At 70.8% G+C, this 20,168-nt stretch carries 21 protein-coding genes; 7 read left to right on the top strand and 14 right to left on the bottom strand.

The genetic code is table 11. From position 1 onward, the window contains the following. Positions 1 to 102: 102 nt before the first annotated feature. A complete protein-coding gene (locus VFZ92_RS09415) occupies positions 103 to 1,239 on the top strand; it encodes a C39 family peptidase (protein ID WP_330875444.1) in 1,137 nt (378 codons plus the stop codon). Between the two features lie 53 nt (positions 1,240 to 1,292). Here VFZ92_RS09415 and VFZ92_RS09410 read toward each other — a convergent pair whose 3' ends face one another. Both VFZ92_RS09410 and zapE read right to left on the bottom strand, forming a co-directional pair. Beyond that, complete coding sequence (locus VFZ92_RS09410; RefSeq protein WP_330875443.1) at positions 1,293 to 1,535, bottom strand: DUF3040 domain-containing protein; 243 nt, start codon at positions 1,533 to 1,535, stop codon at positions 1,293 to 1,295. A gap of 63 nt (positions 1,536 to 1,598) precedes the next feature. Beyond that, positions 1,599 to 2,609: a cell division protein ZapE gene (zapE, locus tag VFZ92_RS09405; protein ID WP_330875442.1), complete on the bottom strand. Its 1,011-nt coding sequence runs from the start codon at positions 2,607 to 2,609 to the stop codon at positions 1,599 to 1,601. A gap of 59 nt (positions 2,610 to 2,668) precedes the next feature. On the opposite strand from zapE, the gene VFZ92_RS09400 reads away from it, so the two are divergent. Then, positions 2,669 to 3,412 carry a pyrimidine reductase family protein gene (locus tag VFZ92_RS09400; RefSeq protein ID WP_414719850.1) on the top strand — a complete coding sequence of 248 codons (744 nt, stop codon included), beginning with the start codon at positions 2,669 to 2,671 and terminating at the stop codon, positions 3,410 to 3,412. 26 nt (positions 3,413 to 3,438) lie between these two features. Next, a complete protein-coding gene (locus VFZ92_RS09395; protein ID WP_330875440.1) occupies positions 3,439 to 4,518 on the top strand; it encodes an ATP-dependent DNA ligase in 1,080 nt (359 codons plus the stop codon). Here VFZ92_RS09395 and VFZ92_RS09390 read toward each other — a convergent pair. Next, positions 4,505 to 5,413, bottom strand: coding sequence for an EamA family transporter (locus tag VFZ92_RS09390; protein WP_414719848.1), 909 nt, complete (start codon positions 5,411 to 5,413; stop codon positions 4,505 to 4,507). The genes VFZ92_RS09395 and VFZ92_RS09390 overlap by 14 nt on opposite strands. Positions 5,414 to 5,604: 191 nt before the next feature. On the opposite strand from VFZ92_RS09390, the gene VFZ92_RS09385 reads away from it, so the two are divergent. After that, entirely contained in the window at positions 5,605 to 7,107 is a 1,503-nt protein-coding gene (locus tag VFZ92_RS09385) for an alpha/beta hydrolase (protein ID WP_330875438.1), read from the top strand. Positions 7,108 to 8,034: 927 nt separating this feature from the next. Here the strand turns inward: VFZ92_RS09385 and VFZ92_RS09380 are convergent. Both VFZ92_RS09380 and VFZ92_RS09375 read right to left on the bottom strand, forming a co-directional pair. Then, positions 8,035 to 8,700 carry a DUF6319 family protein gene (locus VFZ92_RS09380; protein WP_330875437.1) on the bottom strand — a complete coding sequence of 222 codons (666 nt, stop codon included), beginning with the start codon at positions 8,698 to 8,700 and terminating at the stop codon, positions 8,035 to 8,037. Between the two features lie 49 nt (positions 8,701 to 8,749). Beyond that, the gene (locus VFZ92_RS09375) at positions 8,750 to 9,373 is read right to left on the bottom strand and encodes a DUF2238 domain-containing protein (RefSeq protein ID WP_330875436.1); all 624 of its coding nucleotides are present in this window, start codon (positions 9,371 to 9,373) and stop codon (positions 8,750 to 8,752) included. A 36-nt stretch (positions 9,374 to 9,409) separates the two neighbouring features. On the opposite strand from VFZ92_RS09375, the gene VFZ92_RS09370 reads away from it, so the two are divergent. Further along, positions 9,410 to 10,198 (top strand): endonuclease/exonuclease/phosphatase family protein, encoded by a 789-nt coding sequence (locus VFZ92_RS09370; protein WP_330875435.1) that lies wholly within the window; start codon positions 9,410 to 9,412, stop codon positions 10,196 to 10,198. Between the two features lie 60 nt (positions 10,199 to 10,258). Here the strand turns inward: VFZ92_RS09370 and VFZ92_RS09365 are convergent, their stop codons facing one another. From VFZ92_RS09365 to VFZ92_RS09345, 5 genes are all read right to left on the bottom strand, one after another. Further along, positions 10,259 to 11,188, bottom strand: coding sequence for a DUF1996 domain-containing protein (locus tag VFZ92_RS09365; protein ID WP_330875434.1), 930 nt, complete (start codon positions 11,186 to 11,188; stop codon positions 10,259 to 10,261). A gap of 38 nt (positions 11,189 to 11,226) precedes the next feature. Further along, positions 11,227 to 13,986, bottom strand: a complete 2,760-nt coding sequence (locus tag VFZ92_RS09360) for a glycosyl hydrolase (RefSeq protein ID WP_330875433.1) — start codon at positions 13,984 to 13,986, stop codon at positions 11,227 to 11,229. A 129-nt stretch (positions 13,987 to 14,115) separates the two neighbouring features. Continuing rightward, positions 14,116 to 14,328: a hypothetical protein gene (locus tag VFZ92_RS09355; protein ID WP_330875432.1), complete on the bottom strand. Its 213-nt coding sequence runs from the start codon at positions 14,326 to 14,328 to the stop codon at positions 14,116 to 14,118. A 95-nt stretch (positions 14,329 to 14,423) separates the two neighbouring features. Further along, the gene (locus VFZ92_RS09350) at positions 14,424 to 14,639 is read right to left on the bottom strand and encodes a hypothetical protein (RefSeq protein ID WP_330875431.1); all 216 of its coding nucleotides are present in this window, start codon (positions 14,637 to 14,639) and stop codon (positions 14,424 to 14,426) included. Then, positions 14,630 to 15,175 carry an aminoglycoside 3'-phosphotransferase/choline kinase family protein gene (locus VFZ92_RS09345; protein ID WP_330875430.1) on the bottom strand — a complete coding sequence of 182 codons (546 nt, stop codon included), beginning with the start codon at positions 15,173 to 15,175 and terminating at the stop codon, positions 14,630 to 14,632. Before VFZ92_RS09345 ends, VFZ92_RS09350 begins: the two co-directional genes overlap by 10 nt. 296 nt (positions 15,176 to 15,471) lie before the next feature. Here VFZ92_RS09345 and VFZ92_RS09340 point away from each other — a divergent pair, with 296 nt between their 5' ends. After that, entirely contained in the window at positions 15,472 to 16,338 is an 867-nt protein-coding gene (locus VFZ92_RS09340) for a hypothetical protein (protein WP_330875429.1), read from the top strand. Here VFZ92_RS09340 and VFZ92_RS09335 read toward each other — a convergent pair. After that, complete coding sequence (locus tag VFZ92_RS09335; protein ID WP_330875428.1) at positions 16,335 to 16,817, bottom strand: MarR family transcriptional regulator; 483 nt, start codon at positions 16,815 to 16,817, stop codon at positions 16,335 to 16,337. The genes VFZ92_RS09340 and VFZ92_RS09335 overlap by 4 nt on opposite strands. Next, positions 16,817 to 18,286, bottom strand: a complete 1,470-nt coding sequence (metG, locus tag VFZ92_RS09330) for a methionine--tRNA ligase (protein ID WP_330875427.1) — start codon at positions 18,284 to 18,286, stop codon at positions 16,817 to 16,819. Before metG ends, VFZ92_RS09335 begins: the two co-directional genes overlap by 1 nt. A gap of 206 nt (positions 18,287 to 18,492) precedes the next feature. Between metG and VFZ92_RS09325 the strand changes: the two genes are divergently transcribed. Beyond that, positions 18,493 to 18,951, top strand: a complete 459-nt coding sequence (locus VFZ92_RS09325) for a hypothetical protein (protein ID WP_330875426.1) — start codon at positions 18,493 to 18,495, stop codon at positions 18,949 to 18,951. A 234-nt stretch (positions 18,952 to 19,185) separates the two neighbouring features. On the opposite strand, the gene VFZ92_RS09320 is transcribed toward VFZ92_RS09325, so the two are convergent. Next, positions 19,186 to 19,677, bottom strand: coding sequence for a hypothetical protein (locus VFZ92_RS09320; protein ID WP_330875425.1), 492 nt, complete (start codon positions 19,675 to 19,677; stop codon positions 19,186 to 19,188). A gap of 119 nt (positions 19,678 to 19,796) precedes the next feature. Beyond that, the gene (locus VFZ92_RS09315; protein WP_330875424.1) at positions 19,797 to 19,997 is read right to left on the bottom strand and encodes a DUF397 domain-containing protein; all 201 of its coding nucleotides are present in this window, start codon (positions 19,995 to 19,997) and stop codon (positions 19,797 to 19,799) included. Positions 19,998 to 20,168 lie beyond the last annotated feature (171 nt).

The following is a 20,168-nucleotide window of genomic DNA, read 5'->3' as shown; positions in this document are numbered from 1 at the left end:
GTCATCGTCGTCTGATGGGTGCCACAAGACCAAATCATTTGGTGTATCACGGTGGCTCGTCGCGCCTCCGAACACAGAGGTGCATCTCAGGGAAGGAGCTCGATGACCAGCATCGAGTCGGCTCGGCTGGTGGCGGCGCAGCTCGGTGTGCTGGTGACGCTGGGCGCGTTGCCCGCCCTGCCGGACGGCTCGCGGCTCGACCGCTCGCCGACGCCGGTGCACGACGTGAACGGCGAGCTGCTCCTGTGGCGGATCGGGTCGACCACCGGGCGCGGGTACGTCGACGTCGCCGCCCACCCGAGGCTCGGAGCGCCGCTGGTGGCGGTCGCCCCGGAGGCCGCGTGGGAGCCGGAGATGCTCCTCGGCGAGGCCAGGAGCCTCGACGTCGAGCACGACGAGCTGCAGTTCGTGGCCTACAGCTTCCCCAAGCTGGCCGTCCGGTTCCTGCTCGACGGCGTCGAGGTCGCGCTGCGCGAGCTGCACACGTGGGAGGAGGTGCCCGAGGTGCGCGAGGACCTGGGCGAGCCGCCCGGCGAGTTCGAGCGCTGGTCGTTCCTGGACGAGCAGGACGCCGAGACGAGACTCGTGCGCGAGGAGCGCTACCAGCAGCGGATCGAGGCCCTGACCCACCTGGCGAACGTGCTGCACGTGGACGAGCCGGTCGTGCGCCGGTTCGACCGCAAGATCGTCGAGCAGGTGCTGCGCCCCCGCGTGGACGCGCTGGAGCTGCACTACTCGCACAGCTTCGCCGACCAGTCGAGCTGCCTCGGCCTGGTCGGGCAGGAGACGAACCGGTGGAGCGCGGCGGCGAGCACCCAGATGATCCTGGACTTCTACCGCTACCGCTACGACCAGGAGCGGCTCGCCGACGAGCTGGGCCTGGGCACGGAGGAGCACCCGGTGGGGCTGCCGCCGAGCAGGGACTTCGACGTCGTGGTGGCGCTGGAGAACCTGACCGGCAAGTCGCTGTCGGCGGCGCTGTCGACCACGCCGACGTTCGCGGAGTGCCGTTCGGAGATCCGCGCGAACCGGCCGGTGATCAGCTTCATCCCCGGCCACTCGCGGGTCGTGGCCGGGTACACGCGGACGAGTTCGCTGCTGCTGATCGGCGCGAGCTTCGCCGCGTTGCAGGTCAACGACCCGTGGCCGCCGAGGGCGGGTGTGGTGACGCGGTGGGAGAACGTCGACACCATCGTGTGCCGGAGCACCGTGACGGCGCGGGTGACGCTGGTCCCCTAGCGGTGGAGGAGGAACGCGGTGCCGGGCGTCACGGCACGGTGCTCATCCGCCGCTCAGCGCCACGTGGTCCCGCGCAGGAGCAGCACGACCGACACCATGCCGAAGCAGCCGATCGCGGCACCGAGCACCCCCATCGCCAGGAGGAACGTGCCGATGGCCGCGAAGAGGACCGCCAGCACGGTGGTCGGCTTGGGACCGGCCCGTCCCGTCGCCAGCCGTCCGTCCAACAGGGGGTCGTCGAGGCGGAACTGGTGCTCGATCTCGGCCAGCGACCGGCGCTCGGATTCACTCAGCATCGGGACTCCTCCACATGCTCCAGGCAGGGTCGGAGTACCCCGATTCCGGGGTTTCAACCCGAACTACCTCCGGGAAAGCGCGACGAGCCTGGACACGGCCCTCAGGTACTTCTTCCGGTAGCCGCCGCGCAGCATCTCGTCGGTGAACAGCTCCGACAGCGGACGCCCCGAGACGGCCACCGGGACGTCCCGGTCGTAGAGCCGGTCACCCAGCGCCACCAGGCGCAACGCGACGGACTGGTCGGCCGCCGGGCGCACGCCGCGCAGGTGCACCGCCGCCACCCCGTCGACCAGCCTGCCGTAGCGCGACGGGTGGATCCGGGCCAGCCGGGCGCACAGGGCGTCGAAGTCGTCCAGCGTCGCGCCGGGGGTGGCCTCCGCGCTGGCGGCCAGCTCGTCGTCGGTCATCGGGTCGGGCGCGTCCGGCAGGCCGCGGTGCCGGTAGTCGGGGCCGTCGACGCGCACGACGTCGAACCGCGCCGACATGGCCCGGATCTCGCGCAGGAAGTCCTGGGCGGCGAACCGGCCCTCGCCGAGCTTGTCCGGCAGCGTGTTGGAGGTGGCCGCGACGAACACGCCCGCCCCCGTCAGCTCCTTGATCATCCTGCTGACCAGCGTCGTGTCGCCGGGGTCGTCCAGCTCGAACTCGTCGATCGCCAGCAGCCGGTGCTCGGACAGCCGCCGCACGGCCTCGCCGAACCCGAGCACGCCGACCAGGTTGGTCAGCTCGACGAACGTGCCGTACGCCTTCGGCCCCGGAACGGCGTGCCAGAGCGAGGCCAGCAGGTGGGTCTTGCCGACGCCGAACCCGCCGTCGAGGTACAGCCCGAGCTTCCCCTCCGGCGCCGCCCTGCGACCGAACAGCGACCCGAGCCAGCCGCCGCCGGAGTCGCCGCCGACGCGCTTCGCGAACGCCGCGCACGCCGTCACGGCCGCCGCCTGGCTGGGCTCGTCCGGGTTGGGCACGTAGGTGTCGAACCGCACGTCGTCGAACCGGGGCGGCGGGACCAGGGAGTTCACCAGCTCGTCCGCTTCGATCCGGGGATCTCGGTCGGCCAGGCGCGGAGCGGACATGCGGCACAGGGTATCCGCGGAGGACGGCCGCGACCCCAGGGTGTGTTGGGATGAACTCCATGCGCACCCTCCTGCCCCCGCACGACGGCGAGATCACCGACGCCGACCTGGAGCGGGCCTACGACTACCCCTCCGACCTGGACCGCCCGTGGGTGCAGGTGAACTTCGTGTCCAGTGTGGACGGCGCGGTCGCGGTGGACGGACGGTCCGCCGCGCTCGGCAACCCGGCGGACAAGAAGGTGTTCATGCTCGGCCGCGACCTGGCCGACGTGGTGCTGGTCGGCGCGGGCACCGCCAAGGCCGAGGGCTACCGGGGCGTCCGGGCGGGAGAGGTGCGCGCCGAGCGCCGGGCCAGGCTCGGCCGGGCCCCGGTCCCGCCGATCGCCGTGGTGAGCGCCCGCGCCTCGATCGACCCCGACTCCCCGCTGGTGACCGACACCTCGGTGCCGCTGATCGTCCTGACCACGTCGTCCGCCTCGGCCGAACGCCGGGAAGCGCTGGTCGCGGCGGGCGCGGACGTCGTCGTGGCGGGCGGGACCGAGGTGGACCTGGTGGCGGCGCTGCGCGCGCTGGACGAGCGCGGGCTGCGCCGGGTGGACTGCGAGGGCGGTCCTGCGCTGTTCGGGTCGCTGATCGCCGCGGACCTGGTGGACGAGCTGTGCGTCACGATCGCGCCGAAGCTCGTGGGCGGCGGGGCTGGTCGGATCGCGCACGGACCGGCGGTGCCGCCGCGGGACATGACCCTCGTCTCGGCCCTCCACCACGGGTCCGCGCTGCTGCTGCGGTACCGGCGCGTGCGCTGACCAGCCCGAAGAGGCAGGATGGCCCGGTGCCGCTACCGCTGACCCCGCCGTTGCAGCCCATGCTCGCGACCGCCGTGGACGAGATCCCGACCGGCAAGGACCTGCTGTTCGAGCCGAAGTGGGACGGCTTCCGCTGCCTGGTCTTCCGCGACGGCGACGAGGTGACCCTCCAGTCGCGCAGCGGGAAGCCCCTGAACAGGTACTTCCCCGAGGTCGTCGAGGCGCTGGGGCGAACGCTGCCCGAGCGGGTCGTGCTCGACGGCGAACTGGTGGTCGCGAAGGGCGACCGGCTCGACTTCGACGCGCTCGCCGAGCGCATCCACCCGGCGGCCAGCCGGGTCGCGCTGCTGTCCGAGTCGACACCCGCGGCCTACGTGGCGTTCGACCTGCTCGCGCTCGGTGACGACGTGCTGCTGGAACGGCCGTGCGTCGACCGCCGGGAGGCGCTGCTGGGGCTGCTCACACCGGGTGACGGGCTCTACCTGACCCCGGCGACCACGGACGTGGAGCTGGCGGCGCAGTGGTTCGAGCTGTTCGAGGGCGCCGGACTGGACGGCGTGATCGGCAAGCCCGCGACCTCGGAGTACACGCCGGGCAAGCGTTCGATGATCAAGGTCAAGCACGCCCGTTCGGCCGACTGCGTGGTCGCCGGGCTGCGCTGGCACAAGGACACCGACCCCGGCACGGCCGTCGGGTCGCTGCTGCTCGGCCTGCACGACGACGCGGGTGTGCTGCACCACGTCGGCGTGGTCGGGTCGTTCAGGGCCGAGCGCCGCCGGGAGCTGGCCGAGGAGCTGCGCGACCTGATCACCGAGGCCGACCACCCGTGGCTCGGGCCGGACGCCGAGGACGGCCGCAGGCTGCCCGGCGCGATCAACCGGTGGCGCGGCCAGCACGCGTCGTGGGTCGCGCTGCGGCCCGAGCGCGTGCTGGAGATCTCCTACACGCAGACCGAGGGCGCCCACCCGGCGCGGCTGCGGCACAACGGCCAGTTCACCCGGTGGCGGCCGGACCGCGAGGCCGACTCGTGCCGCTACGACCAGCTCGAACAGCCCGCGCGCTACGACGTGGAGTCGGTGCTGCGCGGCGAGGTCAAACCCGCCTAGCGGTGCGGGTGGCGCCGACGGAGGCGAGCACCACCAGGCACACGGCCACCCACTGGACCGGGTGGAGCGCCTCGCCGAGCACCACCAGACCGGTGAGGGCGGCCATCGCGGGTTCCAGGCTCATCAGGATGCCGAACACGCTCGGCGGGATCGTGCGCAGCGCCTCCAGCTCCAGCGAGTACGGCACCACCGACGACAGCAGCGCCACGCCGAGACCGGAGATCAGCACGATCGGGTGGAACAGCGACGTGCCCGCGTCGGCGATGCCGAACGGCAGCACGACCAGCCCGCCGCACACCATCGCCAGCGCGAGCCCCTGCCCGTCGGAGGACTGGCTGCCCAGCGCGGCCGTCAGCAGGATGTACCCCGCCCAGCACAGGCCCGCGAGCAGCGCGAACAGCACACCGGTCAGTTCGAGGCCGCCGTCGGCGCGGGTCAGCAGCAGCACGCCGCCCGCGGCCAGCAGCGCCCACAGCCCGTCGACCCACCGCCGCGACCCGACCACCGCGACCCCCAGCGGGCCGAGGAACTCGATCGTCACGGCCGCGCCGAGCGGGATCCGTTCGATCGCGAGGTAGAAGGCCACGTTCATCGCCCCGAGCACCACGCCGTAGGAGACGACGGTGGCCAGCATCCGGCGGGTGATCCGCGGCGACGGCCGCCAGACCAGCACGAGCACGGCGGCGGCGAACACCAGCCGCAGCGTCACCGTGCCCGACGGGCCCGCGATCGTGAAGAGCTGCTTCGCGATGGCGGCGCCGACCTGGATGCTGATGATCGACAGCATCACCAGCGCGGGCGGTGGGACCGCTCCCAGCACCCGCACCGCCGCCGAGAACGGTCCCGACCCTCCCAGCGGCTGCCCCGACGTCGGTCCTGCCTGCGCCCTCACCACCCGACCATCCTGCCTGTCCGAAGTGGATTCGCGAATTCCCCCGCCCGGTGGTCGGGAACGCTGCGCTCACCGAAGTCTCACCTGGCCCGTGCGACCCTCTGCCCTGTCCGGCCTTCGTCACCGCCTGTCGAGAGCGAGGAACCACAGTGCCGCGTCGGCGCCACGCCGCCCTTTTGCTTCCGCTCGTGGTGATGACCGCACTGAGCGCGTGCAGCGCGGGCCCCTCCATCCGACCGGTGATCGCCGTGCTCGGCGACAGCGGCCCGACGAGCGCGTCCGCGCCGTCCGGCCCGCAGCCCGTCCCGGAGCTGGAGGAGGGCAAGGACGGCACCCTCAACTGGCAGGAGTGCACCGACTCCACGGTCCTCCGGCTCGGCAGCACGGCACCCCGGTCCTCGAACACCTACCAGTGCGCGCGGATGCCGTCCGTGCTCGACGCCCCGAGCAGGCCGGGGCGCGGCAGCATCAGCGTCGCCGTCCTCAAGGTCGGCACCGGCAAGACCCCGCTCGTCGTCGTCAGCGACGCCGACGGCGAACCCGGCACGCTCAAGGCCGCCAGGCTCGGCGCGTCCCTGCCGCCCGAGGTGCTGAGCACGTTCACGCTCATCGGCGTCGACCGGCGCGGCACCGGCAAGTCCGACGGCGTCCAGTGCGTCCCCTCCTCCGCCCGGCTCGACATCGTCGAGTTCGACCCGGCCAAGACCGACCACACCGAACTGCGGACCGCCATCACCACCGCCAGCCAGGAGTGCGTGCTCGACCTGGAGAACCGGCTGACCGCGATGGACTCGTGGCGCGCCGCCGCCGACCTGGAGAAGCTGCGCGACCTGCTCGGCACCAGCACGCTGAACGCGATCGGCGTTGGCGACGGCTCCAAGGTGCTCACCCTCTACGCGAGCCGCTTCCCGACCCGCATCGGCCGCATGGTCTTCGACGGCGCGCCCGACCCCACCCTCGACACCATCGGCGCCTCGGAGGCCGAGTCCGTGGCCGCCGAGGCCACGTTCGACGCGTTCGCGAAGGACTGCGCGATCCGCGGCTGCCCGCTGGGCGCGAACGCCAAGGCCGAGCTCACCGCGCTGCTGGAGCAGCTCCGCACCAGCCCCGGCCGGTCGCTCGGCATCTCGCTCACCCCCGGCACCGCGCTCCAGGCCGTCCTGGTCGGGCTCGCCGACCGCGGGCGCTGGCCCGCGCTCGCCGACGCCCTCGCCGCCGCCAAGGCGGGCGACAGCGCGGGCCTGACCGCGCTCGTCGAACCGCTGGTCGCCGACGTCGACGAGAACCCGCCGAGGCTCGACGCCGCCCTCGTGACGGGCTGCAACGACAGCGCGACCCGCATCCCCCCGGACCGGGTGACCGTGCTGACGCAGGACTGGCGCGAGAAGCACCCGCTGTTCGGGGCGATGTACGCGCACCGTCTGCTGCTGTGCGCCTCCTTCCCGGTCCCGCCGCCGGTCAAGGTGCCCGCGCTGGTCGGCTCACCACCGATCCTCGTGCTGAGCACCGCCAACGACCCGGTGACGCCTCAGCAGGGCACCGAGCGCGCCGTCGGCGCACTGCCCGCGGGCGTGCTCATCGGCTGGCAGGGCGGCGGCCACGGAGCGCTCGGCCAGTCGGAGTGCGCGACGGCGGCGGCGGTCGCCTTCCTGGTCAACGCGAAGGTGCCCGCGAACGGGACCGTCTGCCCGCCGTGACGCACGGCCGAGCCGGTCTGGTCCAGGCCAGGCCGGGCCAGGCCAGGCCGGGCCGGTCTGGTCCGTTCCGGGCCGGGCCGGTCTGGTCTGGTCTGGTCTAGTCCGGTCCGGCAGACGGGTGGCGTGAGGATGGCCGCTCACCGGTAGTCACCGTTCGAGGATTCCACCGGGGCCGCACTATTCTCCTTGCGGCGGAAGGAAAAACGGCCGCCGTGGCCGCGGGGTGCCGGTCGGACGGCCGTTTCACCGGCCCACCGCCCGCACTCCCACCACAGGTCTCGCTCACGGTCGCCGCACACAGCGGCCCACCGCAGCGCGTCACGCGGCGGGCCGCCCCTCGCCGCCTCGCACACCCGACCGCACCCCACCGCCCGCGGGCACCCGCCCCACAGAACCCACCGCAGGCAACCGCCAAAGAACCACCTGCCCGCAGGCAACCGCCCCACGAAATCACCCACACGCAGGCGACCGCCCGCCCGCAGGGCAGCCGCCCCGCAGACCCGCGACAGCCCTCGCACCACCGCCATCACGGGCCGAAGAGCGAGCGCACGCGAGGGTCGCCCGGTCGTGAGCGCCCCCCGAACCTCAACCTACCCAAGGGGTCCGACAGTTTTCTGGGCCCGACGCGGCAGCGGCCCCGGTCGTGGAGACCGGGGCCGCTGTCCTGTCAGGTCAACAGCTCGAACAACATCCGCAACCTGGACCGGTGCATCCGCCGCAGCAGTTGCAGCCACCGAGCTGGACCTGTTCCACCGTCGTGCTCTCTACCGCCATCATGGCCTCCCCGTGATCGAGCGGACCTCCAGCACCGAAGGTATTTCGCCCTCACCGTCCGCCCTACCGCCGGGGAGGGGAAGTCCCCTCACCCGATCGCGGCTGGTTAATCACTGGTACGTCGCAGTACGTGTTCACCGATCAGCCGTCCGCTCACCCCGACAGCTCGTCGAGCGCCTTCTGGGCGGCTTCCAGTTCGGCGCGCAGCTGTTCCACGCGGGCCAGGTGGGTTTCGCGGGCCGCGTTCAGCACCGCGTCGACCGCTGACGCGACCTCCGGGTGCAGCAGCTTCGCGGCCTGCGCCACCGCGCTCGGTGCCAGAGCCGCCTGCCTGAGCGTGCGCTTGACACCGACCAGCACCTCGGCCGCCCACTCACCGTCGACGGTCGACGTGAGCGTGATGGTGACCTCGGCGGGCTTCGCCTGCTTGCGGGCGGACGACGCGGCGCGAGCCGGTGCCGCCGCCGGTTTCGGCTTCTCCACCGGAGCGGGCGGGGCGGGGGTGTAGACGTGGCCGATCTCCACGGGCTTCGGCGGTTCCGGCTCCTTCACCGGAGGCTTCGCCGCCGGTGCCTTCTTGCGCGGGGGCTTCTCGGTGGTGAGCTCCGCCGGGGAGAAGGAGATCTCGTCGCGCTCCCCCGTCGGACGCACCTGGATGAAGTCGCCCTCCTCGGGCTCGGTGAACGCGATCACCTTCGCCGATCGCCCGGCCTCCACCCCGACCGCGGCCGAGGTGAACCAGACAGCGGGCTGGCGCCCCTCGGCGAGCTCCGCGCGCAGGTGGTCGACGTCCTGCGGTGACAACGAGCTCTCTGCCATCTGCCCCTCCAAAAACGATCTTGAAATTCTCGTCCGGGTGCAGACTGCCTTACGGCACCGACAGTTTTGACATCGGCATCCGCGACAGCTGCCGGTCGTGCACGCGCCCGAGCGCCAACTGTGCGCCCAGCGCCCCCAGGAGGGCAAGGAGCATGTCCCACTGGCTGTCCCACACATCCCCTTGCGTGCCAAGGAAGTCCTCGGCCGATTCGCCCCCGATGACGGCTCCCGCCCACTCGACCAGCTCGTACGCCGCGCTCACGCCGAGGCAGGTCGCGGTCACGAGCGCGAACAGCCAGCGGCCGGGGCGCAGCGGCGTCCGGCGCAGCAGGAGTTCGCGGACGACGACGGCGGGCACGAAGCCCTGGACCACGTGGGCGAACCGGTCGTAGGGGTTGCGCTGGAGCTCGAACAGGTCGCGGACGCGGAACCCGACCGGCACCTCGGCGTAGGTGTGGTGGGCGCCGAGCGCCAGCACGAGCGCGTGGCCGACGATCAGCCAGCGGGTGAGCCGCGTCAGGGGGAACCCGCGGTGGGTGAGCACCAGGACCGGCAGCGCGATGAGGACGGGCGCGACCTCCAGCGCCCACGTGCCGTGGCTCTTGGGCCCGATGGCCGACACGGCCACGGCCGCCACGACGAGCCCCACCTGGACTATCGGTTCGCGTTCCATGCCCGGAATCCTGCCCGCAGTGGCAGCATCGTGGCCATGGGCATAGTCGCGCTGGTGCTGACCGCCGTCCTGACCGCAGCCTCCGCCACGTCGGCCGCGGCTCCCCGGACCGAGCTGTCCGTGATGACGTTCAACGTCCACGCGGGCATCGGGTCCGACGGGGTGTTCGACCTGCCGAGGGTCGCCGAGGCGATCCGGGCGCAGCGGCCCGACGTGGTCGGCCTCCAGGAGGTCGACGTGCACTGGTCGGAGCGCAGCGGGTTCGTCGACGAGGCCGCCGAACTGGCCCGGTCGCTCGGCATGGCGGTCTTCTTCGCGCCGGTCTACGACCTGCCCGGCGAGCCGCGGCGGCAGTTCGGCGTGGCGGTGCTGAGCCGGTACCCGATCCTGCGGACGCACAACCACCCCATCACCAGGCTGTCCACACAGGACCCCGAGGCGGTGCCCGCTCCCGCGCCGGGGTTCGCGGAAGCCGTCGTCGACGCGCCGGGCGGGCCGGTCGGCGTGTACGTGACGCACCTGGACTTCCGGCCGGACCCGTCGATCAGGGCGACGCAGGTGCGGGAGATGCTGGCGATCATGCGCGGACCGCGGCAGGTCCTGCTGGGCGACCTGAACGCCGGGCCGGACGCGCCGGAACTGCGACCGCTGTGGGAGCGCCTGGTGGACGCGGGCGGCACCGCGACCTACCCCGCGGGAGCACCGACCGAGCGGCTCGACCACGTGGCCGTGAGCCGCGGCTACCGGGTGCTGGACGTGCGGGTGCCCGACACCACCGCCTCCGACCACCTGCCCGTCGTCGCCCGCGTCGCGGGACGGCCGTGACGGCGGACCCGACGCGGGCCGGTGGGTGAGCGCGCACCCACCGGCCGCCACCGGTTCCCGCTAGGCGGGGTTGCCGTCGTTGCCGCACTTGCGGCCGGGGTTGATGCAGTTGGTCATCCGGCGCTGGAGCTCGTTCGGGTCCCAGGCGTTCATGAAGTCGCCGTGGAACGTGTAGCCGGGGGCGTTCGTCGTGTTGACCCCGTTGACCGTCCCGCCGAGCGAGAGGCCACCGCCGTTCACCGGGTAGGTGATCAGCAGTTCGAGCCGGGGCAGCACGACCGGGTGGGTGCTCGGGCAGCTTCCGGCCCAGAACACGACGTGGTCGCGGTGGTTGGCGGAGTCCAGGTTCCGGCCGTCCCAGCAGGTCGGGAAGTCCAGGTAGGTCTCCAGTTTGGTGCCCGCCGGGCAGTTCATGAAGTTGCCGCTCGACGGGCTCTGCGTGGTGCACGACCAGCGCGCGGACGGGTTCTCCGCGGGACTGGCCGCCTTGCTGTTGCCCACCACGTACCGCAGGCCCTGCGGCGGCGCCTTGGCCTGCGCCATGTCGTGGATGCCCTGGTAGTACACGGTCACGCTCTCGGGCGCGACCGGTTGGCCGTTCTTGTACAGCGTGGGCACCCAGTACGCCGACAGGTCGGCGGCGGGGTTGCAGTTCGTCGTCGCCGCCTTGAGCGACGTGGTGGTGGAGTTCGCGTTCGTCGACCGGTTGCCGAAGAACTCGTGGACGTGCGAGACGCCTGACTGGCCGGGGAAGACGATCGGGTCGTCGCCCGCTCGGTGGCTGCTGCCGCAGGTCACCCGGAACTCCGAGGCACCCGCGATCCCGATCTGGCCCTCGATGGCCCGCGCCTGCTGCTGGTCGACGGCACCGGGGTGGCTGCCGTGGTTCGGTCCCGCTCCCGCGGGCTGGTAGGTCACGACCACTCCGATCGCCGCGATGGCGATCGTCGTGGCCGTGACCCCGATCAGTCCTCGTAACCTCCTGCGCATGTCGTGCTTACCTCCTCAACCGGTGAGGCGGCGGCGGATCACTGCCCGAACGAGAACCAGTTGACGTTGACGAAGTCAGCGGGCTGCCCGCTCGTGAAGGTCAGGTACACGTCCTGCTTGCCGGTCAGCGGCGACATGTTCGCGGGCACGGTGCGCCAGCTCTGCCAGCCGCCGGTGTTGGCGACGGCGAACGAGCCGAGCACGGTGCCGGTGGGACTGCCGACGCGGACCTCCACCAGGCCGCTCACGCCGCCCGCGGCGCCGCTCGCGACCCGTGCGCTGAACTGCCGCCCGGTGGCGGAGCCGAAGTCGACCCCCCGGAACAGCGCCCAGTTGCCGTTGCCGAGCCCGGCCAGGTTCTGCCCCGCCCCGCTGTCGGTCGTGGTCTCGGTGAGCACGCCGCTCTGCCCGTCGAACGACTCCGCCTGGATGGTCGCGAACGCGTTGCGGCTGCCGGGCGGGTTGGTCGTGGTCGTCGTCGTGGTGGTCGTGGTGGTCGTCGTCGTGGTGGTCGTCGGGACGACACCACCGCCACCGGAGTCGGTGCCGCTGCCCGCCGGACCGCGCCACGCGGTCGAGGACGCGGGCACCGACAGGGACTGCCCGTCGGAGAAGCTCACCGTGGCCGCGGTCGTGCCGGGGTTGTAGGCCACGTAGGTCTTCGCGCCGTTCTTGTTCAGCACCGCGTACGTCGGGACGCTGGCGGTGACCGAGTGGTCGGGCGTGCCGTGGGTGTTCAGCGACGTGATCCAGTGGTAGGCGTGCGCCCTGGAGTCACCGGCCTCCGGTTCGAGACCGCCGCCGTAGTTGGCCAGCGCCTGCGCCGGGTCCGCGATGGCGAGGAACTCGGTGATGACGTCCTTCCACTCCACCTCGGTCCCGCCGTTGGCCGCCCGCATCTCGGCGATGTTCTGGAGGATGTCGGCCTTCCACGCGCCGTGGTAGAGCGAGCCGCCGGTGATCGGCAGCATGTTGATGCCGTGGATCTCCTCCGGGTTCGCCGTCCACCACGTGCCGTACGTGGCGCCCGCACCCCAGACGATGCCGACCGTGCCGTGGTTGAAGCCGCTCGGGAAGACCGCGTTGTCCTTGTTGAACCAGTACTGGCCGATCGCGGCCTGCTGGGTCGTGTAGAGGTAGATGCCCGCGTCGCGCAGGGTGTTGTCACCGGTCGCCTGGCCGAACAGGACGGCGGCGGTGGCGAACATCATCGACTCCGAGGAGGACTCCTCGTTGTTGCCGTGCGCGAAGCCAGCGTGGCCCGACGCCCAGTTCTGCCCCGCGTACGCGTCGAACGTGCGCAGGAACGGGAAGCGGCTCTCGGAGCGGTCGTAGTTGTTGGCGTCCTTGACCAGCATCTTGATCATGCCGCCGTAGCGGGCGTCCGACGCCCACGCCGGGTCGTGCTGCGCCACGATCGCCGCGGCCAGGATGTAGTAGCCGTAGTGGAAGTGGTGGTCGTTCAGCTCCTGGTCGGACCCGAACGACGCCGGGTAGCCGATCAGCGTGTCCCACGTCGAGTCGTAGGCGAAGTGCCTGCCCGACTCACCGGGGGTCGCGGTCAGCCAGTCGGTCAGCCGGTCGCGGACCATGCCGATGAGCCGGTCGCGGCCCGCCGTGTAGCCGATCTGGTTCGCGATGCGGGCCAGGTTCGACAGCCGGTTGAGCGCCTTGCCCGTCCAGTAGGTGTCCGTCGCGCCCTTCCACGGGTCGGCGGCGTTCAGCTCGGCGTCGATCTCGTTGCGCAGCCTGGTGGTGTCGGCCTGCGACGACAGGGGCAGAGCGGGCAGGACGCCGCTGAACGCCTGGCGCGTGGTGAACGAGCCGCCCTCGCGCAGCCGCATCTCACCGCGCGGCGAGGTGTAGCGGTGGGCGGTGACCGCGTCGGTGGAGTTCAGCCACTGGTGGCGGTAGAGCGCCTGGAGCGTGCCGGTCTGCGTGCCCTGCTTGGCGACCGTGGTCGCCGCGTAGGTCGCCGACGACTGCGCGGTGCCCGCGTTGTAGGACCAGGACACCTTGGTGTCCGTGACGAACGAGAAGGCGTACTTCTGGAACAGGGCCAGCGCGTCGCGGGACGGCAGCAGCGCCACGGAGAAGTAGGCGGCGGCCGACGTGGCCTCGGAGCCGGAGACGGTCCAGTTCGACGGCGAGAACAGGGCGTACTCGTGGCCGTTGACGGTCACCCCGAGGACGCCGGGGTTGTTGCTCCACACCGTGGCGGTGGCGTTGAAGCCGACGCGGGCGTTGCCGCCGGTCGCCTCGGCGTAGACGAACGGCAGGCCGTGGCCGATGGTGGTGCGCAGGGTGCGGCCACCGGCGGTCCACAGCGGACTGACCGTCCAGTCGGACCAGCCGTCGACCGAGACGCCGGGCGCGTTGAGCCCGGAGACGCCGACGAACAGGTCGTCGCGGTGCAGCATCTCGTAGGCGGTGCCGTTGGACACGACCGCCGCGGTGTTCGGGTAGCCGACGCCGAGGCCCTGGGCCGCGGCGTGGAACGACATCGGGTGGGCGTACAGGTTCTCGCCGTACGGGTTGCCCGCGTAGCGCTGCCACACCAGCGAGGACCACCACTCGTTGGTGGGCACGGCCTGGCCCGCCATGCGCGAGGTGACCTTCGGGGTCACCGGCGCGCCGTCGGAGTTGGACGGTCCGGCGGCACCGGCGGGCCGCTCGGTGGCGTAGCTGCCTGCTCCGACCGCGACCGCGTTGGCGGCCGGGGGGAGTATCAGGGTGATCGCGGTGGCCGCGGCCAATGCGGCGGCGAACGCCGCCAGGCGTGGTCGGGTCGAACGCACAGGGGACCTCCAGCGGAGCAACAGGGACTCACACTGTGAGAGCGCTCTCACATTGTCGATACGGTAAACCCGATGTGTCCGGCTGTCTACGATTTGTTTCGTTTGTGCGTCTTGGCGGAAAGCCGAGGGCTACTCGCCCTCGGCCTCCTCCGCGCCCCGCAACCGGTACTCGCACCCGTACTCGACCGCGTACTGGAGGTCGTAGTGGTGCACGATCTTCGGTCCACCGTGCAGGTGTACGTGCGTCAGCGTCGGCTTCGGCTCGGCCTGCGGCTCGGCGTGCGAATCCACCCGGCCGTCCAGAGGCCCGCCGACGAAACGCACCACATAGGCATGAGTCATCGCGACCTCCCGTTCCACCACTCCACCCGTCCGCACCATCGTACGAGGACGAACCTGCGTTGGCGGCCATTCGCCACCGTTTCCAGCCGGTTGGCTCACACCTCGGACGTGCCGAACCACAGGTCAGCAAGGCTGTCGAGCGTTTTCACCCCGCCGGGTGGAATCTCGCGGAGGTACCACGGCAGGTTGCTGTAGACGTGCAGCAGCGCGTACGCGAGCAACCTGCGCGGCAGTTCCCGGTCGACCTCCCGGTACCCGTAAGCGCGCAGCAGGGCGCCGTGCGCCTCGCGGTCGCCGCGCGTCAGGAACACCCCGTGGCGACGAACTCGTACTCCGCGGCGCCCCTCATGGCCGGTTCGAAGTCGAACAGCCCCGACAACTCCAGATCGGGGGTGACGAGCAAATGATCACCCATCACCTCGGTGTGGAGGAAGACCGGATCAGGGCTGCCAAGATCCACCGAATCCACAAAACCGGGAATTTGGTTCAACCAATTTTCCCCGAGCCCCCTCGCCGCCTGCCGCTCCACACAGCCGGCCTTTTGCCGGGTGATGAAGGCCTGCCAGTCACCCGGCCCCAGTTCCGGCGACGGCAGCCCGTGCAACACCGCCAACGCCTCCCCGACCCGCGTTGCCACCCGGCCGCGCTGTTCCCGGTTGAGCCGCGGCCACACTTCACTGAGGCTCTCGCCGTGGAGCCGTCGCATGAGGACGTACCCCCAGCCGCCGAACTCGCCGCTCGCCAGGACGGCGGGGGTGGGGATCGGCAGGCGACCGTCGACGGCCTTGAGCACGTCTCGTTCGACCGACATCTCGGGTAGGTAGACCTGGGGGAAGAGCTTGAGCACGTGGTCGTGACCTGCGGCGTAGACCGGGAGGGAGCCGTCGGGGAAGCGTTCGACGGTGGTGTTCAGGCCCAGGTGGTCGCAGAGGGCCAGGACGGCGGGCCGGAGCAGGACCTCGTCCTTGGCGATGGCGTCGAGCAGGGCTCGGTGTCGGCGAGGGGGAAGACCACGCGTGGAACCTAAGGGCGTCGGGCTGGCGGGTCGATCGGATTACCCGGTCGCGATGTCATCCACATGATCTTTCCGTTGAGCGTCACGATGAACTCGGTTCCATGACTGCTCACGCCGCGGAGGTACCGATGCTGCAAGGATTCATCGACTTCCTGGACGACTACCTGGAAAGAACCGGCATCAGCGGACTCATCAGGGGAGTACTGGGAGTCCTCGCCTTCGCGAGTCTCCTGAGCGCGATTTTCGGCACGATCGCCATCAAGGCCGGCGCGCTGGTCATCGCCACCATGTGCCTGCTCGGCGTCCTGCTGATGTTGACCACGCACCACAGGACTCTCCGCGCCCAGGCGAACGAACACCGCCTCCTGCTTTCGCGGTACTGCGACGTGGTCACCAGTCGGATGAATCCGACGTGGCACATCCACCGCTGGTCGGAGGCTGTCGACATCGCGCCGAACGGTGACGTCCTCGGCAGCGTCACGATCCACGCCAGTGTGGAGGCGGAGGCGCTGCACTTCCTCCGCGTGTGCCTGGGGCCCAACTGGGCGCAGCCTGAACGCACACGGCGAAAGGTCCGCGTGAGCATGACGGGCTTGGAGATCATGGGAACAGGGAGCGGTCGGTGGAGCGAGACCTCCCGCTGGCAACCGGACGGCAGGCTGGAGATCCTCGCCCACTGCGTTTCGAAGCCGCCAGGGCTGGGTGACCAGATCAGGCTGCGCCTGGAGTACGAATGGCCTGGCAAGTGCGTTCCGCTGATGCGACACGACAGGCTGGACGAGTTCGTCTGCCTGTTCAGCCGCGACCTCGACCAGTTGGACTACCGGATCACCTTGCCGGTCGGCACCCGAGCGAAGTACGACCCGGTCGGCTTGGACAAGGACAACTTCGACCTGTCCCTGTACACCGCGAAGCACAAACGCCCGGTCGTCGAACTGGTCGCCCGAGACGTCGACGCCGACCACCGCGTGGGCATGCGCCTCGACCTCCGCTAACCGCCCACCCGTTCCGCGTCGTGCGCATCCAGCACGCGCAGCAGTAGCGATTCGAGCACTGCCCGTTCCTCCTCCGACAGCACCGCAAGCGCTTCCCCCTGCGACTTCTCGGCGATCGGCCGGATGCGCTCGACCAGTGCCTTCCCCTGCTCCGTGAGCACGATCCGGTGCCGCCGCCGGTCCACCGGGTCCGCCTCACGGGCCAGCAGGCCGCGCTCCGCGAGCTTGTCGAGCTTGTCGATCTTGCCGACGAGGTGGCTCTTGTCCATGTCGAGCGGATCGGCGAGGCACTGCTGGGAGGTCGGGCCGAAGTCGTCGAGGGTCACGAGCAGGCCGTACTGGGGCAGGAGGAGGTCGTCAGCGGCCAGGACCTCCTTCAGGCGCCTGACCGTGCCGGTGGGCGGCACGGCGCCGTTCGCCGAGTCCGCCCAGGCGGCGAAGGACTTCTTCACCTCGCACAAGCGCGGCAAGGTCGTCATCACGTTCTGACGTCCTCGGCCTCGATCAGTCTCGGGAACACCGGCCTGATCGGGGCCCCGTCGCACTGCGCCGCGATCCGGGCCGCGGCCGACGGCAGGAACGGCGTGAGGTGCTCGGCGACGTCCCGGCAGGTCGCGAGCAGCTCGCCCAGGACCCGCGGCAGCTCCGGGCTCCCCTGCTTCGCCAGCACCCACGGCTTCGTGGCCTGGACGTACCGGTTGGCCTCGTCGCCGATCCGCGTCACGGCCTCCACCGCACGGCGGAAGTCGAACCCCGCCAGTGCCCGGTCGATCGTGTCCGCCGCGTCGGCACGGGCTTCCCGCAACGCCGTGGCACCGGGGTCGTCGCCCTCCGCGGGACCGAACTTCGCGATCATGGACACCGTGCGGTTGACCAGGTTGCCGAGGTTGTTCGCCAGGTCCTCGTTCGCGCGGGCGACGAGGCGTTCCGCGGTGAAGTCCGTGTCTCCGGCCCGCGCCACCTCGCTGAGCAGCCACCACCGCACCGCGTCCGAACCGTGCCCATCCACGACCTCCGCCGGGTCGTCGGCGTTCCCCTCGGACTTGCTGATCTTGCGCCCGCCCGCTGTCAGGTACTCGTGGACGAAGATCGTCGTCGGCAGAGCGATTCCCGCCGACAGCAGCATCGCGAGCCAGTACACCGCGTGGAACCGGATGATGCCCTTGCCGATCACGTGCACCCGCTCGGGGCAGTCGGCCCACCAGTGCCGGAACCCGGCGTCGTCGGTGCCGTAGCCGGGGCCGGTGAGGTAGTTCGCGAGCGCGTCGAACCAGACGTACACGACCTGGCCGGGGTCGCCGGGCACCGGGACGCCCCAGCCGCGGGCCCGGTCCGTGCTGCGGCTGACGCTGAAGTCCTCCAGCCCGGACCGGAGGAAGGACAGCACCTCCCGCTTGCGCGACAACGGTTCCACGCGCACCACGTCGTCCTCGACGAGCCGCTCCAGCCGGTCCTGGTACCGGCTCAGCCGGAAGAACCAGTTGTCCTCGGTCACCTCCTCCGGCACGGTCCCGTGCTCGGGGCACCTGCCGTCGACCAGTTCGTCCGGCCGGTAGAACACCTCGCAGCCCACGCAGTACAGCCCGGTGTAGCTGCGCCGGTAGAAGTCCTCGGCGCACGCCTCCCACAGCTTCACCACACCGGGCGCGTGCCGCGGGTCGGAACTCGTGCGGACGAAGTCGTCGAACTCCAGCTCCAGGGCCTTGCCGAGCCCCGCGAACCGCTCGGCCACCCTCGCGACGTACTCGGCGGGCCCGATCCCCTCCGCCTCGGCGCTGTGGACGTTCTTCAGCGCGTTGTCGTCGGTCCCGGTCTGCGCCCGCACCTCGTCACCGCGCTGCCGCCGGTGCCGGGCCAGCACGTCGACCTGGACGAGCTCCAGCGCGTGCCCGATGTGGGGTTTCCCGTTGACGTACGGGATGGACGTCGTCACGTAGTAGCGGCTCATCGCTACCTTCCCAGCCCCTGCTGCACGAGGACGGCCCCAGGGGCCTCCTCGTCGGCGGGTCAGGACGTGCGGAGGAGGCCGGACGACATCATCATCCGGCCGGACGTGCGGAAGCTCCTCGACATGGTGATGAGGATACGCGAACCGGGTAGACCGGTCGTTGCACATAATCTGCGAGCGCTCAGGGGCTCGAAGTACCGTCCCTCATGGCGTCCTACCGAGTTGAACTACCCGCCGGGTGCACCGAGGTCACGCTCGTCCGGGCCGAGGACGGGTCGGAGACGGTGGTGCGGTTCGACCCGAACACGTCGAACGGGCCGATGCTGCGGGACGACGTGGCCCGGCGGCTGCGGGAGTACCTGGCTCGCGAGCCGGGGTCGGAGGCGCCCGCGCTGGTCGACCTCATGGTGCGGCAGCTCGGGTTCCAGGTGGGACCGCTGGCGGCGCGGGCACCGATCCGGCTGACGGTGATGGACCGGCGGGCCGTGACGCTGTGGGTCGGGGCGTCGACGGTGGTGAGCGCGAGCAAGCGGCAGACCGCGTTCGCTTTGACGCTGCCCGGCGCGGTGCAGAAGGACGACGCGCGCGTGCTGTTCCGGCTCGGCAGCCCCGGCACGGACGGGCCCGCGATCGTGCGGGCGTTCCGGAACTGGGCGGGGGCCTAGTCGGGCTTGCGGGCCTTCGACGGCTGCACGCGCATCGGTTCGCCGGGCATCTTCGGGGTGCCTGGTACTGGAGCGTTGTACTGACCTGGGGATATACGGTCCAGGGCCGAGCATTGTACGCCCGGTAGCCGGGCGAATTGAACCCTGTTGTGGATCTTCATCGCGGTCGTTCGAGCCGACCATACAGCCCGAAAACTACCCGACGCTCTCGGCGTGTCGCGGGCGTGGCTCCGTCTACGAACCCTTCCGCCTGCCCGCGACGAGCCGCCTCCGGATCCGTGACCGCCTGGGCCTCCCTACTCCGTCGGTCTCAAGATCCAAGCGAGCAATGTCGCGGAACTTCGCCATTTCGGCCTCCAGGTTTGGACGCGTCCTAGCCAGGTATGCCTGAGCCGCCCGACGGGCGCTCTGCGCCCGGCTCAGCAGGAAGTCGATCTCCTTGGAGATGATCAAGAAGCTGTCGCCAGCCTCATCGCTGCCGAACAGGCGAATCCGAATCAGCGCCTTGGTGACTTGCAGGTTCACACGGCGTAGGTCGTCCACGTGGCTGATCGCCGCTACCGCGATGAGGGCCTCCAGGGCTTCTGCATAAACCTCTTGCTTCAATTCCAGTTGTTTGGCCTTGCGCGAGTGCCGCGCGGTGAACCAAGGGGAGGCGGCGGCCGAGCCGAGGGCGACCACACCGGTGATCGAAGAGGCGATGATGGCAGCGATGGCGGCGTCCACGGGAGGCTCCTGAAGGTTGGCATCAAGATCGAACGGAGCGTGGTGCCCCTTCGCGCGGCCGGTACCGAGAGCGTGGAGCGGCCCTAAGCGCTGATGCTCCGAGGGCCGCTCCATCACCATCAAACGTCGAACCGGTCGTGCCTCAGGTTGCGCAGGAACAGGTCCATCTCGGTGCGTCCGAACGCCAAGGCGACCTTCGGGTTCTTGCTGTCACGCACGCCGATCACGTGCTCGGCGAAGGCCAGCTCGACGCACTCACCGCCGTTGCCACCGGAGTAGCTCGACTTGCGCCAGACCGCGCCATCCAGGTCCGGGTGCATGGCCCGCACCTCCTCGTTCTCGTCACAGTTGCCCTGCGACTGTAGCCAGCAAGTCGGCCGACTCCTGCGAGGACAAGGCGCTGGTCACCAGCGACGTCCAGATCAGCTCGTAGGACTCCAACCGCCCGACCTCGGAGATGAAGATGCCGTCGGTCGGGTTCTCGACGTAGG

Origin of the sequence: Umezawaea sp. (genome assembly GCF_036375055.1) — a bacterium.
Taxonomy (GTDB): Bacteria; Actinomycetota; Actinomycetes; order Mycobacteriales; family Pseudonocardiaceae; genus Umezawaea.
This window is presented reverse-complemented; position numbering and strand designations above follow the sequence as displayed.